The following is a 14,864-nucleotide window of genomic DNA, read 5'->3' on the forward strand; positions in this document are numbered from 1 at the left end:
CCCATCCCACCCCACCCAGGCGTCAGGCCAGGATCTCGGTGGCGCCGCGGAGGCGGGTACGGAGGACGGACTCGGCGAGGGTGGTGTCGAGGCGTACCTCGGCCGGGGAGATGATGCCGCGGTCGATGGCGCTGCCGGACGCGACCCGGTCGGCGGGGATGCCGTGGCGGGACGCGATCAGCACGCCGAGCGCGTGGCGGGTGATGGCCTCCGGGCCGGCGACGTGGATGACGCCACGATGGTCGCCCTCGGCTAGTTCGAGCAGGGCGGCGGCGAGGTCGTCGACGGCGACCGGGTGGCGGATGTGGTCGGTGAACAGCACGCCGTCCACGCGCCCGGCCGCCATGTCGAGCGCGAGCTGGTGCTGCTTGGCGTTGTCGTCGCCGATGATCAGCGAGGTGCGCACGACGGCCGCGTCGGGGTGCACCGCGAGCACCGCCGTCTCCGCCGCCGCCTTGGCCGCACCGTACGGGTAGACAGGCTCGGGCAGGTCGGCCTCGGTGTAGGGCGCGGGGCGGCCGGTGAAGACCGCGTCGGAGGAGACGTGGACCAGCCGCGCTCCGGTGCGCGCCGCGGCGGCGGCGACCCAGGCGGCCCCCAGCGCGGTGACCGCCCAATCCGACTGCGCGTAGCTGGTGTGCACCACCGTGTCGGGTCGCAGCTCGTCGAGCAGCCGGTCGACGGCCGCCCGGTCCCGGACGTCGAGCGGCACCAGCCCCTCCACGCGGGTGGAGTGGCTGGTGCCGGTCACGTCGTGCCCCGCCGCACGGGCGAGGCCCACCAGACGGCCACCGGTGTATCCCGAACCGCCGGTGACCAGGAGACGCACTACTTCGCGGCGACCTTGGCCTTGGCCGCGTCCTCGCCCGGCGCCTTCGGCTTGCCGTCGACGCCCGCCTCCAGGCGCTGCTGCGCCGTGATCGGGGTCGGCGCGCCGGTCAGCGGGTCGAAGCCGCCGCCCGACTTCGGGAACGCGATGACGTCGCGGATCGAGTCCACCCCGGCCAGCAGCATGCAGACCCGGTCCCAGCCCAGCGCGATGCCGCCGTGCGGCGGCGGGCCGTACGCGAACGCGTCGAGCAGGAAGCCGAACTTGTCCTTGGCCTCCTCGTCGGTGATGCCGAGCAGAGTGAACACGCGCTTCTGCACGTCGCCGCGGTGGATACGGATCGAGCCGCCGCCGATCTCGTTGCCGTTGCAGACGATGTCGTACGCGTACGCCAGCGCCTTGTCCGGGGCGGTCTCGAAGTTGTCGATCCAGTCCTCGTTCGGCGAGGTGAACGGGTGGTGCACCGCGGTCCACGCGTTCTCGGCGACACCGTCGACCTCGACCGGCTCGAACATCGGCGCGTCGACGACCCAGCAGAACGCCCAGGCCGACTCGTCGACCAGGCCCGCCCGCTTGGCGATCTCGATCCGGGCCGCGCCGAGCAGCTCCTGCGCGTGGCGGCGGGTCCCTGCGGCGAAGAACACGGCGTCGCCGGGCTTCGCGCCGACGGCGTCGGCGAGCCCGGCCAGGTGCGCCTCGGACAGGTTCTTGGCGACGGGGCCGCGGGCCTCGCCGGTCTCCGCGTCGAGCACCACGTAGGCCAGGCCGCGGGCGCCGCGCGCCTTGGCCCAGTCCTGCCAGCCGTCGAGCTCCTTGCGGGTCTGCGACGCGCCGCCGGGCATGACCACCGCGCCGGTGTACTCGGCCTGGAACACCCGGAACTCGGTGCCCTCGAAGTAGCCGGTCAGCTCGGTCAGCTCGACCTGGTAGCGCAGGTCGGGCTTGTCGGAGCCGTAGCGGTTCATCGCGTCGTGGTAGGTGATGCGCGGGATCGGCGTCGGGATCTCGTAACCGGCCAGCTCGCGCCACAGCGAGCCGACGATCTCCTCGCCGAGCTCGATGACGTCGTCCTGGGTCACGAACGACATCTCGATGTCGAGCTGGGTGAACTCGGGCTGCCGGTCGGCCCGGAAGTCCTCGTCGCGGTAGCAGCGCGCGATCTGGTAGTAGCGCTCCATGCCGGCCACCATCAGCAGCTGCTTGAACAGCTGCGGGGACTGCGGCAGCGCGTACCACGCGCCGGGCTGCAGCCGGACCGGGACCAGGAAGTCACGCGCGCCCTCGGGCGTGGACCGGGTCAGCGTCGGGGTCTCGATCTCCAGGAAGTCACGCGCGCCCAGCACCTCGCGGGCGATCGCGTTGGCCCGCGAGCGCAGCCGGATCGCCTTGGCCTGGTTGGCCCGGCGCAGGTCCAGGTAGCGGTGGCGCAGGCGCGCCTCCTCGCCGACGGTGACGTGCTCGTCGATCGGGAACGGCAGCGGCGCGGCCTCCGACAGCACGGTCAGGTCGGTGACGGTGACCTCGATCGCGCCGGTCGGCAGTTCGGGGTTCTCGTTGCCCTCGGGCCGCGTGCCCACGGTGCCGGTGACCTTGACGCAGTACTCGTTGCGCAGCGCGTGCGCCTGCGCCTCGTCGCGGAACACGATCTGCACGATGCCGGAGGCGTCGCGCAGGTCGATGAAGGTCACTCCGCCGTGATCACGTCGCCGGGCCACCCAGCCGGCGAGGGTGACGCTCTGGCCGGCGTGCTCGGCACGCAGACTGCCAGCGGTGTGGGTACGGATCACGATGCTCTCCTCGGACTGCGGAAACACGCCGCGGAACGCGGTGCGGCGCCAGAGGTCATTCTCGCATGTGCCCCGGTGCGCCCCGCCGTGAGCGCGGCCTACCTGAAATCCGCCTCAAACTCCGCCCAAGAAGCCCTTAGCGAGCTTTGTCCGGGACCCGGGTGATCCGAGGCTCGTTCACATGACGTCCGCGCTGCGCGCCCCCTGCCCGCGTGCCGGCTCTCACCCGGCACGGCGCGGGGGCCGCGGTGTGGCGCCCGCCTCATTCGACGTTGGTCACCTGGGAGAACGGACGGCCCTCCCACCAGATCGCGTCCACGACGATCTGGTCGGAGGCGCGGTGGAACTGCACCACCACCCGCTCCGGGTCCGGCTGGGAGGTCGCGAGCTGGTAGTCGCCGCGCGGGGTGGCCGAGACCAGGTACACCCGCTCGTGGGCCATCCGGATGACCGCCGTCCCGCCCGCGGTCGGGAAGCTGCGCAGGTAGGACCGCGAACCGTCGGACTCGGTGAACACCTGCCAGCCGTCGACCGTCATGGCCGGTGACGGCTGCGGCCGGGCTGCCGGCGACGGCGACGTCCTCGGCCTGGTGGGCGAGGTGAGCGGGTCCGGAGCCACCGGTGACGCCGACGGCACGGGCGCGGGCCCCACCGTCGGCACCGGACGCGAGGGGGTCGCCACCGGCGCGGGCGGCGGCAGGGCCTCCACGCGCAGCGGCACCGGCTCGGGCACGGCGGTGGCCAGCACCGGGCCCAGGCCCACCCAGACCACGGCCGCCGCCGCGGCGGTGACCGCGGCCCAGCCGCCGACATACGCCGCAGTCCTTGCCGCAAACGGCCACCCCGAACCCATCCCGCTATCTAACAGCTTCCGATACGGTGCCAGCCATGCCCCTCGTACTCGTCGTGGAGGACGACCCCGCCATTCGCGACGCGCTCGGCAACGCCCTGACCGTCGCCGGATACGCCGTGCAGACGGTCGGCACCGCGTTGCAAGGACTGAAGTCCCTCACCAGCGAACGCAGCGAGCGGCCCGACCTGGTCATCCTCGACCTCGGACTGCCCGATCTGGACGGTGCCGACGCGCTGCGCATGATGCGCGCCGTCAGTGACGTGCCGGTGATCGTCGCGACCGCGCGCCGCGGCGAGCACGACGCGATCCGGCTGCTCAACTCCGGCGCCGACGACTACATGACCAAACCGTTCTCCGCCGCGCACGTGACCGCCCGGGTCGCCGCGGTGCTGCGCCGGGCCCAGCCACGCGGCGAGTCCGCCGACACGGTCGTCGAGATCGGGCCCCTGCGCATGGACGAGAGCACGCGCGCCGTCACCCTCGACGGCACCCCGCTGACCCTGACCCGCAAGGAGTACGACGTGCTGGCCTACCTCGCCGCCCGGGTCGGCCGCGTGGTGACCCGGCGTGAGCTGTTCACCGAGGTGTGGCAGCAGCCGTTCGTCGGCGCCGACCAGACACTCGACGTGCACCTGTCCTGGCTGCGGCGCAAGCTCGGCGAGACCGCGGCGCAGCCGCGCATGCTGCGTACCATCCGGGGGGTCGGTGTGATGCTGGTGCCGCCGTCATGAGGGCGACCCTGGCCCGTGGCGCGCTCGCCGTGACCTCGATGGTGGCGCTGGCCTTCCTGGTGCCGCTCGCGCTGGTCACCAAGCAGATCGCCGAGGACCGGGCGCTGCTCGACGCGCGCCAGCAGGCCGCCGCGGTCGTCACCGCGCTGGCCGCGTCGACCGATCCGGCGGTGCTCAGCCGGGCCATGGCGACCACCGCCGACGGGCCGCGCCAGCGACTGGCCGTACACCTGCCGACCGGGGTGTCGCTGGGCGCGAGCCGGGCCGAGACGGCCGACATCACACTGGCCGCCGACCGGGGCGGCTCGCTGACCGCGCCGGTCGAGGACGGCCTGGTGTACCTGCAGCCCGCCGCGCTCGACGGCGGCCGCAACGCGGTCGTCGAGGTGTTCGTGCCCGAGGCCGACCTGTCCCGGGGCGTGGCCACCGCCTGGTGGTCCATGGGCGCGCTGGCGGCCCTGCTGGTCGCCGTGTCGGTGGCGCTGGCCGACCGGCTCGGCTGGCGGGTGGTCGGCGCGACCCGGCAACTGGCCCGCGCCTCCCGCGCCGTCGGCTCCGGCGACCTGACCGTACGCGTCGATCCCGCCGGACCGCCCGACCTCGTCGAGGTCGGCGAAGCCTTCAACGCGATGGCCGACCGGCTCAACGCGGTCATCGACGCCGAACGCGAGCGCGCCGCCGACCTGTCGCATCGCCTGCGTACCCCGCTGACCGCGCTGCGCCTGGACACCGACGCGCTGCCACCCGGCCCCGAGAGCGACCGCATGCGCCAGGCCGTCGAAGCCCTCGACGCCGAGATCGACGCGATCATCGCGGGCGCGCGCCGCACCGCCGCCGAACGCGCCGCCGAGGAGACCGACCTGGTGGACGTGGTGGCAGACCGGCTGGCGTTCTGGGCGGTGCTCGCCGAGGACCACGGCCGCCCCTGGCAGGTCGACGGCACCGATACCCCCGTCTGGCTGCCGGTGCCCCGCTCCGACGCCATCGGCGCGATCGACGCGCTGATCGGCAACATCTTCCGGCACACCCCGCACGGCACCGCGTTCCGCGTCAGCGTCACCCCCGAAGCCCTCGTCGTCGAGGACGGCGGCCCCGGCATCGCCGACGCCGACGCGGCCCTGCAACGCGGCGTCAGCGGCGGCGGCTCCACCGGCCTGGGCCTGGACATCGTCTGCCAGCTGGCCCGCCAGGCGGGCGGCAGCATCGCCGTCGATCGCGGCGACCTCGGCGGCGCCCGCGTGACCGTCACCCTGACCCCGCTGGCCCCCGCCGCCCCCGCCCACGCCGCCGCCATCCGCTTCCGCCGAGGCCAACAAGCCTGACCCGGCCCCGCCGCGCCACGCGCCCGTGCCCGTGCCCGTGCCAAGATCACTGTTTCCGGTCAAAAAGTGCGGTTGGACCCCACCTTTTGGACCCGAAACGGCGATCTTTCTTCGCACCGACCACCGGAGTCCGACTCCGACCCCGCCAGCGATAGACGCTGGCCTATCTCGTCGAAAAAAGAGAGATCGAACTCGACGAGATAGGCCAGCGTCTATTCAAATCGGCGTCCCCGCGCACGCGTCCCCCGCACGCGCCCCCGATGCCTCAGTGTGTCGCGCCCGCCAGGGCTTCCGCGGCGGCCTGGCCGCAGACGGCGGCGGCGCCGTACGTCGTCAGGTGCAGCGCCCCCACGGGCTCCCCCGCGGCCACGCCCATCTCGACTACAACCGTCTCCGGCCGCGCCGCGACGACGGCCGCGATCAGGTGCGCCAGCCACGGGTGCCGGTGCGGGTCGCGGCACACCAGCACCGGCACCCGCCCCTGCGCCCCGCCGAGCACGTCGGCGACTGTCGCCCGCTCGTCCAGCCGCACCACGGTCGTATCGGGCCGCAGCGCCTTCAACGGCGCACCCACACCCCACGGCGTACGCGCCTCGATGGCCAGGTTCATCGCGACCCCGAACTCGACCACGTGCGCGGGTCCGGCCAGCGGCAGCGTCCCCGCGCCGGTGACGCGCAGCGCCCGGCGGGCCGCGGCCAGCCCGATCTCGGGCCGGTCGGCGGCGTGCCAGCGGGCGGCGGCCGCGGCGCGCGAGCCTCGCTCGGCGGCGCTCTCGGCGGCGAACGCGGCGACCCGCGAGGCCGCCTCGGCCAGGCGCTCCTCGGGCAGTTCGCCGCTGACGACGGCGTCGACGATGCTGGTGCGCAGCAGTTCGACGACGGCCTCGTCGGCGCTCTCGCCGCCGACGCAGATGGCGTCCGCGCCGCCCGCGATGGCCAGCGCGGCCGCGCCGCCGAGGCCGTAGCGCTGGGCGACCGAGGCCATCTCGATGCCGTCGGTGACCACGAGGCCCTTGAAGCCGAGCTGTTCGCGCAGCAGGTCGATGAGCACCGACCGGCTCATGGTGGCGGGGCGCTCCGGGTCCAGCGCGGGCACCAGCAGGTGCGCGGTCATGATGGAGCGGACCCCGGCGTCGATCGCGGCGGTGAACGGCGGCAGTTCGACCTGGCCGAGCCGGGCGGCGTCGACCTCGATGACGGGCAGGCCGTGGTGGGAGTCGACGCCGGTGTCGCCGTGGCCGGGGAAGTGCTTGGCGCAGGCGGCCACGCCGGTGGACTGCAGGCCCCGGATCCAGGCGGCGGTGTGCCGGGCGACCAGGTCGGGGGTGCCGCCGAAGGAGCGTACGCCGATGACCGGGTTGGCGGGGTTGTTGTTGACGTCCGCGGCGGGCGCGTAGTCCAGGGTGATCCCGGCCGCGGCGAGCTGCGCGCCGATGTCGGCGGCGACGGCCTCGGTGAGCGCGGGGTCGTCGACCGCGCCGAGGGCGTGGTTGCCGGGGCGGCGGCTGCCGTGCTCCACGTCGAGGCGGGTGACGTCGCCGGACTCCTCGTCGACGGCGATGATCACGTCGGGGTTCTCCGCGACCAGGGCCGCGGACAGCGCCGCGACCTGGTCGAGGTCGATGATGTTGCGGGCGAACAGGACTACGCCGCCGAGCCCGTCGTTGAGGCGGCGGCGTAGCCAGTCCGGCGGGGCCGTGCCGACGAAGCCGGGTTGCAGCACCGTGTCGGCCAGCCGGAGCAGACCACGATCGTGCAGGTGGGGCCGCTGTCCCGGCGCTGTGGTGGTGCCCAGCGCCGGGGACGTGCGGTGGTCTGTCGTGGTCATGCGCGTACGGCCCCCGTTTCAGAGTCGAGGACCACACACTATTACTTAAGTTTCCTAATTAAAAGTCCCCTCCACCACCGGGATGAGATCCACCGCCGGAGGTGTCCAGTTTCCGGCCGACGCCTCGACCTGTTCGCCCGAACGGATGTCCTTCACGGTGTCCGCCGCGCCCTCGGCGCCGGGGAACCAGACGTACGGGATACCGCGCCGGTCGGCGAACTTGATCTGCTTGCCGAACTTGGCCGCGCTCGGCGACACCTCGGTCGCGATGCCGCGCGCCCGCAGCTGCGCCGCGATCCGGTCGCACGAGCGCCGGTCCTCCTCAGCCGACACCGCGACCAGCACCGCGGTCGGCACCGAGCGGCTGGCCGACAGCGCGTTCTCGCCGAACAGCACGCCCAGCAGGCGGCTGACGCCGATGGACAGCCCGACGCCCGGGAAGCGGTCGTTGCCGGAGCTGGCCAGGTTGTCGTAGCGCCCGCCGGAGCAGACCGAGCCGTAGCGCTCCAGCCCGGCCAGCTGCGTCTCGTAGACGGTGCCGGTGTAGTAGTCCAGCCCCCGCGCGATCTTCAGCTCGGCCCGGCACAGGCCCGGCGAGTGCGCCCCGGCCGCCTCCACGACGGCGGCCAGCTCGGCCAGTCCCTCGTCGAGCAGCGGGTCGCTGACGCCGAGCTTGCGTACGTCGTCGACGAACGAGCCGTCGTCGGCCGAGATCTCGGCCAGCCCCAGCACGAGCCGAGCCTGCGAGTCGGTCACGCCGAGCGGGCTCAGTTCGGCCGTCACTCCCGCGGGGCCGATCTTGTCGAGCTTGTCCACGACCCGCATGACAGCCTCCGGGTCCACCAGGTCCAGGCCCTGGTAGAAGCCCTGCAGCACCTTGCGGTTGTTGACCAGGACGGTCGGCTTCGGGATCGGCAGCCCGGCGAGCGCGTCGCCGATGACCAGCGGCAGCTCGGCCTCGTAGTGCGCCGGCAGCGTGTCGCGGTCCACGATGTCGATGTCGGCCTGCGTGAACTCGCGGTAGCGGCCGACCTGCGGCCGCTCGCCCCGCCACGCCTTCTGGATCTGGTAGCGCCGGAACGGGAAGTGCAGCTTGCCGGCGTTCTCCAGCACGAAGCGGGCGAACGGCACGGTCAGGTCGAAGTGCAGGCCGAGGCTCGCGTCGGAGGAGTCGGTGCTGTCGGCCTGCAACCGCCGCAGCACGTACACCTCCTTGGAGGTCTCGCCCTTGCGCAGCAGCTGGTCGAGCGGCTCGACGGCGCGCGTCTCCAGTGACGCGAAGCCGTACAGCTCGAAGGTGCGCCGGATGTGGTCGAGGAAGCGCTGCTCGATGATGCGCTGCGCGGGCAGCCATTCGGGGAAGCCGGACAGCGGCGTGGGCTTGCTCATGGGGTCACTCCAGGAAGGAAGAAGTCTGAATCAGAAGCCCCGGCGGGGCGCGTCGACGACGCCGGGCAGCTCGCGCAGGAACGGGTTGCGCGCGCGCTCGCGGCCGATGGTCGTCGACGGCCCGTGGCCGGGGAGCACCACGGTCTCGTCGGCCAGGGTCAGCACCTTGTCGCGCAGGCTCTCGGTCATGCGCGCCATGCTGCCGCCCGGCAGGTCGGTGCGGCCGATGCTGTCGCGGAAGAGCACGTCGCCGGTGAAGCAGAGCGGCTCGCCTTCCTGACCGGGCATCCGGAACATCACCGACCCGCCGGTATGGCCCGGCGCATGGTCGACGGTGATCTCCAGCCCGGCGAGGTCGAGCACGGCCCCGTCGGTCAGCTCGGCGACGTCGTCGGGTTCGGCGTAGGGCAGCCGCCCGCCGAACATGGCGCTCAGGTCGACCGACAGCGCCTTGGCGGGGTCGGCCAGCAGTTCCCGGTCGGCCGGGTGGATCCAGGCGGTGATGCCCCGCGCGCCGCAGACCGGCGTGACGGAGAAGGTGTGGTCCAGGTGCCCGTGGGTGAGCACGACGGCGGCCGGGCGCAGCCGGTGTTCGGCCAGCACCGCGTCGAGGTGGTCCATGACCCCGATGCCCGGGTCGATCACCACGCACTGCTCGCCGGGAGCGCTGGCGACCACATAACAGTTGGTCCCGAACGCCTGCGCCGGAAAGCCCACCACAAGCACGACAAAACCCCTCTCCGCAGACTTCAGCGCCCAGCCTAGTGCTTGTGCGGGCATCGACCGCCCACGGCACGGAGGCCACGGAACGCGATCATCCATCACAGAACGAGGACAGGCATACGTGTTTCTCAGCGTTTACCCGTACACTCGCTCGGACGTGTGGCGCGGCCCACGCCCGGCGGAGGCCGGCGCGGCGCGTGATGCGACACCAACCCCCTAACGTGATAAAGGTGACACAGCGGACATGCTCCGCTGCGGTCAAATGGTGACAGGAGGAGCTCGGGTGGCTTCCAGCAATACCCGACAGCGCAAGCTGGCCCGCGCCAAGGTCGACCGGCAGATGGTGCGCCGGGCCGATCAGGAGCGCCGCTCGCGCCAGCTCAAGGCGGTGTTCGGCGGACTGTTCGCGCTCGTGCTCGTCGGCGTGCTCGGGGCCTGGGGCCTCGGCGCGTTCGACGCCAAGCCGGTGGACACGGTCGCCGAGACCTGCGCCTGGAACCCGCTGGACGTGGCGGGCAACGCGAACCTCAAGGACGCGGGCAAGCCGGCGACCAGCGGCATGCCGACCTCGGGCACGGCGGCGATGACGATCGCCCTCAACAGCGGCAACGTCGTCGCCGAACTCGACCGCACCGCCGCCCCGTGCGGTGCCGCCAGCCTGAAGTACCTGGCCGACAGCGGGTTCTACAACGACACCAAGTGCCACAAGCTGACCCACGCCGAGGGTGACTTCGCCCTGGCCTGCGGTGACCCGTCCGGCACCGGCAGCGGTGGCGCGGCGTACTCGTGGTGGGTGGAGAACCCGCCCGCCGCCGAGGCGCCCAGCGCGGCCCCGTCGACCGACGCCAGCGCGTCCGCCGCGGCGACCCCGAGCCCGGCTGCCGCCACCGCCAAGTACCCGGCGGGCACCATCGCCATGACGCCGAACCTCAACGGCAGCCAGTTCGTGATCTTCTACAAGGCCTCGACCACCGACACCCCGTACTCGATCGTCGGCAAGGTCACCTCGGGACTCGACGTCGTAGAGAAGATCGCCCAGGCCGGCACCACCGCGAACGAGGCGGGCGAGGACACCAAGCCCAAGCAGGACGTCGTCGTCAAGACGCTGACGGTGGTCGACACCACCCCGGCTTCGCCGTCCGCGCCGGCCGCCCCGGCCAGCCCGTCCGCGCCGGCCGCGTCCGGTGCGGCCACCACCCCGAAGCCGTCGGCCTCGACCGCCAGTTGATCAGTAGTTAGCAGGAGGACAGACCCGTGAGTTCCACGATCCAGCGCCAGCGCGCGGCGGCCCGCGCGCGGCTCGAGCGCCAGATGGGTGAGCGGCTCGAAGGTGCCCGCAAGCGCAAGCAGCGCAATGCCGTGATCGGCGCGGCGGTGGCCCTGCTGCTCGTCATCGGCGGTGCCGTCTGGCTGACCCAGTCCCTCGGCGGCGACGACGACACGCCCGCCACCGCCCCGCTGCCGGACGGCCAGGTCTGCACCTGGACGCCCGACGACGCGAAGGCGAACCCGAACCTCAAGGACGTCGGCACGCCGCCGACCGAGGTGACGAACAAGGGCACCCAGACCATGACGATCACCACCAACCACGGTGTGATCGAGGCGAAGGTCAACACGGCCAAGGCGCCCTGCACCGCGGCCAGCATGACCTACCTGGCGAGCAAGAAGTTCTTCGACGGCAGCAAGTGCCACCGCCTGGTGACCGAGGGCATCAAGGTGCTGCAGTGCGGCGACCCCAGCGCCACCGGCAACGGCGGCCCGGCCTACAAGATGGCCGAGGAGAACCTGCCCAACGTCACCGACCCGACCAAGGCCTACCCGGCCGGCACCCTCGCCATGGCGAAGACCCAGCAGCCCAACAGCACGGGCAGCCAGTTCTTCATCGTGTACGGCGAGAGCCAGCTCGGCCCCGACTACACCATCCTGGGCACCATCACCAAGGGCCTGGACCTCGTGGAGAAGGTGGCCAAGGACGGCATCGCCGCCGACGGCACCGCGCCGAAGACGCCGGTCAACATCACGTCGCTGACGATGACCCCGGCCGCGAGCTGACCGCCGGTACGACAGCAGTGAACGAGGGCGGGGCCGTGACGGCCCCGCCCTCGTCGTATCCGGCGTCCGTCGGTTGTGGACGTTTCGCCACCACGGCCGATGCACCGGCCACCGGAAGGCGCTACGCTGCGGTTCCACCTGTGACAGGAGACCCGTGGCCACTCCCCCTTGGACGCCCGACGCCAGCTCGCACCAGGCTCCGACCGCGCAGCGCCGCGGCACCAGCGGCTGGTTGATCGCGGGTGTCGTCACCGCCATCGTGGTCGTGCTGATCTGCGCGGTCGTCGCCGCCGTCGTGCTGGTGCTGCGGCTGCGCGACGGGGCCGACCCGGGCACCGGCCTCACCCCCGACACCGGTGGCCGCCCCGCCGCCACCAGCGCCCCCGCGGCCGGCGGGTGCCAGTGGCTGCCGACCGACGAGGCGTCGAACCCGAACATCAAGAACGTCGGCACCCCGCCGCGGACCGTGCCGACGAGCGGCGTCCAGCAGCTCACCATGACCACCGCCCAGGGCGTCATCACGGTGCAGGTCGACACGGCCAAGGCCCCCTGCGCGGCGGCCAGCATCACCTACCTGGCGAGCAGGAAGTTCTTCGACAACACCCGATGCCACCGCCTGACCACCGAGGGCATCAGCGTGCTGCAGTGCGGCGACCCGTCGAGCACCGGCACCGGCGGCCCGGCCTACCGGTTCGCCGAGGAGAACCTGCCCACGGGCAGCACTCCCTACCCGGTGGGCACCCTGGCGATGGCAAAGACGCAGGAGCCCGCCAGCACCGGCAGCCAGTTCTTCATCGTGTACGGCCCGACCCCGATCGATCCGCTCTACACCGTGCTCGGCAAGGTCACCGCGGGCATGGACGTCGTCCAGGCGATCGGCAAAGCCGGCGCGGTCGACGAGGCGGGCAATCCGGCTACCGACGGCGCCCCCAAATCACCGGTCACCATCACCACCCTCACCGTCACCCCCGCCTCCTGACCCCGTGTTCATTTCTTGACGAGTCGCGCCCTCGTCATGCCGACGAGGGCGCGAGTCTTCAAGAGTGGGGCGGTCAGGCTCCGGAGGTGACGCGGTAGGCGTCCATGACGCCTTCCACGCCGCGTACGGCGTTGAGGAGGTGGCCCAGGTGCTTCGGGTCGGCCATCTCGAAACTGAAGCGGCTGACGGCGATCCGGTCGCGGGTCGTGGTGACCGTCGCGGACAGGATGTTCACCCGCTCCTCGCTCAGCGCCCGGGTGATGTCGGCCAGCAGCTTGTGCCGGTCGAGCGCCTCGACCTGGATGGCGACCAGGAACATCGAGCCCGCGGTCGGCTTCCAGGTGACCTCGACGAGCCGCTCCGGCTGCGCCTTGAGGTCGCCGGTGTTGACGCAGTCCTCGCGGTGCACGCTGATCCCGCCGGAACGGGTCATGAAGCCGTACACCTGGTCGCCGGGCACCGGCGTGCAGCAGCGCGCCAGCTTGATCCAGACGTTGGACACGCCCTTGACCGCGACACCCGGATCGTGGCCGGGGGCCCTGGTCCGGCTGGGCCGGGTCGGGATGGTGGACTCGGCGATGTCCTCGACCGCGCCCTCCTCGCCGCCGTATCCGGCGACCAGGCGCTGCACCACCGACTGCGCCGAGACCTGGCCCTCGCCGACCGCCGCGTAGAGCGAGGTGATGTCGCTCAGGTGCAGCTCACGGGCGATGGCCAGCAGGCCGCCCGCGGTCAGCAGGCGCTGCAGCGGCAGCCCCTGCCGGCGCATGGCCCGCGCGAGCGAGTCCTTGCCCGCGTCGATGGCCTCGTCGCGGCGCTCCTTGTTGAAGTACTGCCGGATCTTCGTGCGCGCCCGTGAGGACTTGACGAAGCCCAGCCAGTCCTGCGTGGGACCAGCGCTCTCCGACTTGGACGTGAAGATCTCGATCACGTCGCCGTTGGACAGCACCGACTCCAGCGGCACCAGCTTGCTGTTGACCCGCGCGCCGATGCAGCGGTGGCCCACCTCGGTGTGCACCGCGTACGCGAAGTCGACCGGCGTGGAGCCGTTGGGCAGCGCGATGACCTCGCCCTTGGGCGTGAAGACGAACACTTCCTGGCTGGACAGGTCGTGGCGCAGCGCGTCGAGGAACTCGCCCGGGTCGGACGTCTCGCGCTGCCAGTCCAGCAGCTGGCGCAGCCAGGTCATGCCGTCGATGTGGCTCGACGGGCCGACCACCGTGGAGTTGGCCTTCGGGCCCTCCTTGTACTTCCAGTGCGCGGCGATGCCGTACTCCGCGGTGCCGTGCATCGCGTGGGTGCGGATCTGCATCTCGACCGGCTTGCCGTTGGGGCCGATCACGGTCGTGTGCAGCGACTGGTAGAAGTTCATCTTCGGCATGGCGATGTAGTCCTTGAACCGGCCGGGGACCGGTTGCCAGGCCGCGTGGATCACGCCGAGCGCCGCGTAGCAGTCGCGCACGGTGTCCACCAGGATGCGCACGCCGACGAGGTCGTAGATCTCGTTGAAGTCGCGGCCACGCACGATCATCTTCTGGTAGATCGAGTAGAGGTGCTTCGGGCGGCCGGTGACCTTCGCGTTGATCTTCGAGCCGCGCAGGTCGGCCTGCACCCGGTCGGTGACCTGCTTGAGCAGGTTGTCCCGCTGCGGGGTGTGGTCGCTGACCAGGCGCTGGATCTCCTTGAAGCGCTTGGGGAACAGCGTCGCGAAGGACAGGTCCTCCAGCTCCCACTTCACCGTGTTCATACCGAGCCGGTGCGCCAGCGGGGCCAGGATCTCCAGCGTCTCGCGCGCCTTCTGCTCCCGCTTGGCCACCGGCAGGAACGTCAGCGTACGCATGTTGTGCAGGCGGTCGGCGAGCTTCACGACCAGCACCCGCGGGTCCTTGGCGGTGGACACGACCATCTTGCGGATCGTCTCGGCCTTGGCCGAGTCGCCCAGCTTCACCTTGTCGAGCTTGGTGACACCGTCCACCAGCAGCGCGACCTCGTCGCCGAAGTCGGCGCGGGCCTGCTCCAGGGTGTAGGGCGTGTCCTCGATGGTGTCGTGCAGCAGCGCGGCCACCAGCGTCGTGGTGTCCATGCCGAGGTCGGCCAGGATGCTCGCGACGGCCAGCGGGTGCGTGATGTACGGGTCGCCGGACTTGCGGAACTGGCCCTCGTGCCACTGCCGCGCCGTCTCGTACGCCTTCTGCAGCACCCGGATGTCGGCCTTGGGGTGCGCGGCCCGGTGGGCGGCGATCAGCGGCTCCAGCTCCTCGCTGACGCTGGCCGACTGCCAGGGCGCGTTGAAGCGGGACAGCCGGGCGCGCACGCGGCGACCCGAGGGCACCCCGGCGAACATGCCGAGCTGGTTGGTGCCGGGGGCGGC

At 72.1% G+C, this 14,864-nt stretch carries 12 protein-coding genes; 5 read left to right on the plus strand and 7 right to left on the minus strand.

The window, feature by feature from the left end; all coding sequences use genetic code 11:
* Positions 1-22: 22 nt before the first annotated feature.
* The 3 genes from HAV40_RS30735 to HAV40_RS30745 all read right to left on the minus strand — a co-directional run bounded on the left by HAV40_RS30735 (position 23) and on the right by HAV40_RS30745 (position 3,469).
* A complete protein-coding gene (locus tag HAV40_RS30735) occupies positions 23-829 on the minus strand; it encodes a sugar nucleotide-binding protein (RefSeq protein WP_166387442.1) in 807 nt (268 codons plus the stop codon).
* The gene (gene aspS, locus HAV40_RS30740; protein WP_166387444.1) at positions 829-2,616 is read right to left on the minus strand and encodes an aspartate--tRNA ligase; all 1,788 of its coding nucleotides are present in this window, start codon (positions 2,614-2,616) and stop codon (positions 829-831) included. The genes HAV40_RS30735 and aspS overlap by 1 nt, the downstream gene beginning before the upstream one ends.
* A gap of 262 nt (positions 2,617-2,878) precedes the next feature.
* Positions 2,879-3,469, minus strand: coding sequence for a hypothetical protein (locus HAV40_RS30745; RefSeq protein WP_166387446.1), 591 nt, complete (start codon positions 3,467-3,469; stop codon positions 2,879-2,881).
* 35 nt (positions 3,470-3,504) lie between these two features.
* Between HAV40_RS30745 and HAV40_RS30750 the strand changes: the two genes are divergently transcribed.
* Both HAV40_RS30750 and HAV40_RS30755 read left to right on the plus strand, forming a co-directional pair.
* Complete coding sequence (locus HAV40_RS30750; RefSeq protein ID WP_166387448.1) at positions 3,505-4,200, plus strand: response regulator transcription factor; 696 nt, start codon at positions 3,505-3,507, stop codon at positions 4,198-4,200.
* Positions 4,197-5,522 (plus strand): sensor histidine kinase, encoded by a 1,326-nt coding sequence (locus tag HAV40_RS30755; protein WP_166387450.1) that lies wholly within the window; start codon positions 4,197-4,199, stop codon positions 5,520-5,522. Before HAV40_RS30750 ends, HAV40_RS30755 begins: the two co-directional genes overlap by 4 nt.
* 265 nt (positions 5,523-5,787) lie before the next feature.
* Here the strand turns inward: HAV40_RS30755 and HAV40_RS30760 are convergent, their stop codons facing one another.
* Genes HAV40_RS30760 through HAV40_RS30770 form a run of 3 tightly spaced genes read right to left on the minus strand, consistent with a single transcriptional unit; the run spans position 5,788 to position 9,465 of the window.
* Positions 5,788-7,350, minus strand: coding sequence for a glycoside hydrolase family 3 protein (locus HAV40_RS30760; protein ID WP_166387452.1), 1,563 nt, complete (start codon positions 7,348-7,350; stop codon positions 5,788-5,790).
* A 54-nt stretch (positions 7,351-7,404) separates the two neighbouring features.
* Complete coding sequence (gene hisS, locus HAV40_RS30765; RefSeq protein WP_166387454.1) at positions 7,405-8,739, minus strand: histidine--tRNA ligase; 1,335 nt, start codon at positions 8,737-8,739, stop codon at positions 7,405-7,407.
* Between the two features lie 30 nt (positions 8,740-8,769).
* Positions 8,770-9,465, minus strand: a complete 696-nt coding sequence (locus HAV40_RS30770) for an MBL fold metallo-hydrolase (RefSeq protein WP_166387456.1) — start codon at positions 9,463-9,465, stop codon at positions 8,770-8,772.
* A 280-nt stretch (positions 9,466-9,745) separates the two neighbouring features.
* Between HAV40_RS30770 and HAV40_RS30775 the strand changes: the two genes are divergently transcribed.
* From HAV40_RS30775 to HAV40_RS30785, 3 genes are all read left to right on the plus strand, one after another.
* Positions 9,746-10,690 (plus strand): peptidylprolyl isomerase, encoded by a 945-nt coding sequence (locus HAV40_RS30775; RefSeq protein WP_166387458.1) that lies wholly within the window; start codon positions 9,746-9,748, stop codon positions 10,688-10,690.
* 26 nt (positions 10,691-10,716) lie between these two features.
* A complete protein-coding gene (locus tag HAV40_RS30780) occupies positions 10,717-11,514 on the plus strand; it encodes a peptidylprolyl isomerase (RefSeq protein ID WP_166387460.1) in 798 nt (265 codons plus the stop codon).
* Between the two features lie 154 nt (positions 11,515-11,668).
* Positions 11,669-12,493 (plus strand): peptidylprolyl isomerase, encoded by an 825-nt coding sequence (locus tag HAV40_RS30785; RefSeq protein WP_239086857.1) that lies wholly within the window; start codon positions 11,669-11,671, stop codon positions 12,491-12,493.
* 73 nt (positions 12,494-12,566) lie between these two features.
* Here the strand turns inward: HAV40_RS30785 and HAV40_RS30790 are convergent, their stop codons facing one another.
* The gene (locus tag HAV40_RS30790; protein WP_239086864.1) at positions 12,567-14,837 is read right to left on the minus strand and encodes a RelA/SpoT family protein; all 2,271 of its coding nucleotides are present in this window, start codon (positions 14,835-14,837) and stop codon (positions 12,567-12,569) included.
* Positions 14,838-14,864: the final 27 nt, after the last annotated feature.

This window comes from Catellatospora methionotrophica (genome assembly GCF_011297335.1).
In the GTDB taxonomy this organism is placed as follows: Bacteria; Actinomycetota; Actinomycetes; order Mycobacteriales; family Micromonosporaceae; genus Catellatospora; species Catellatospora methionotrophica.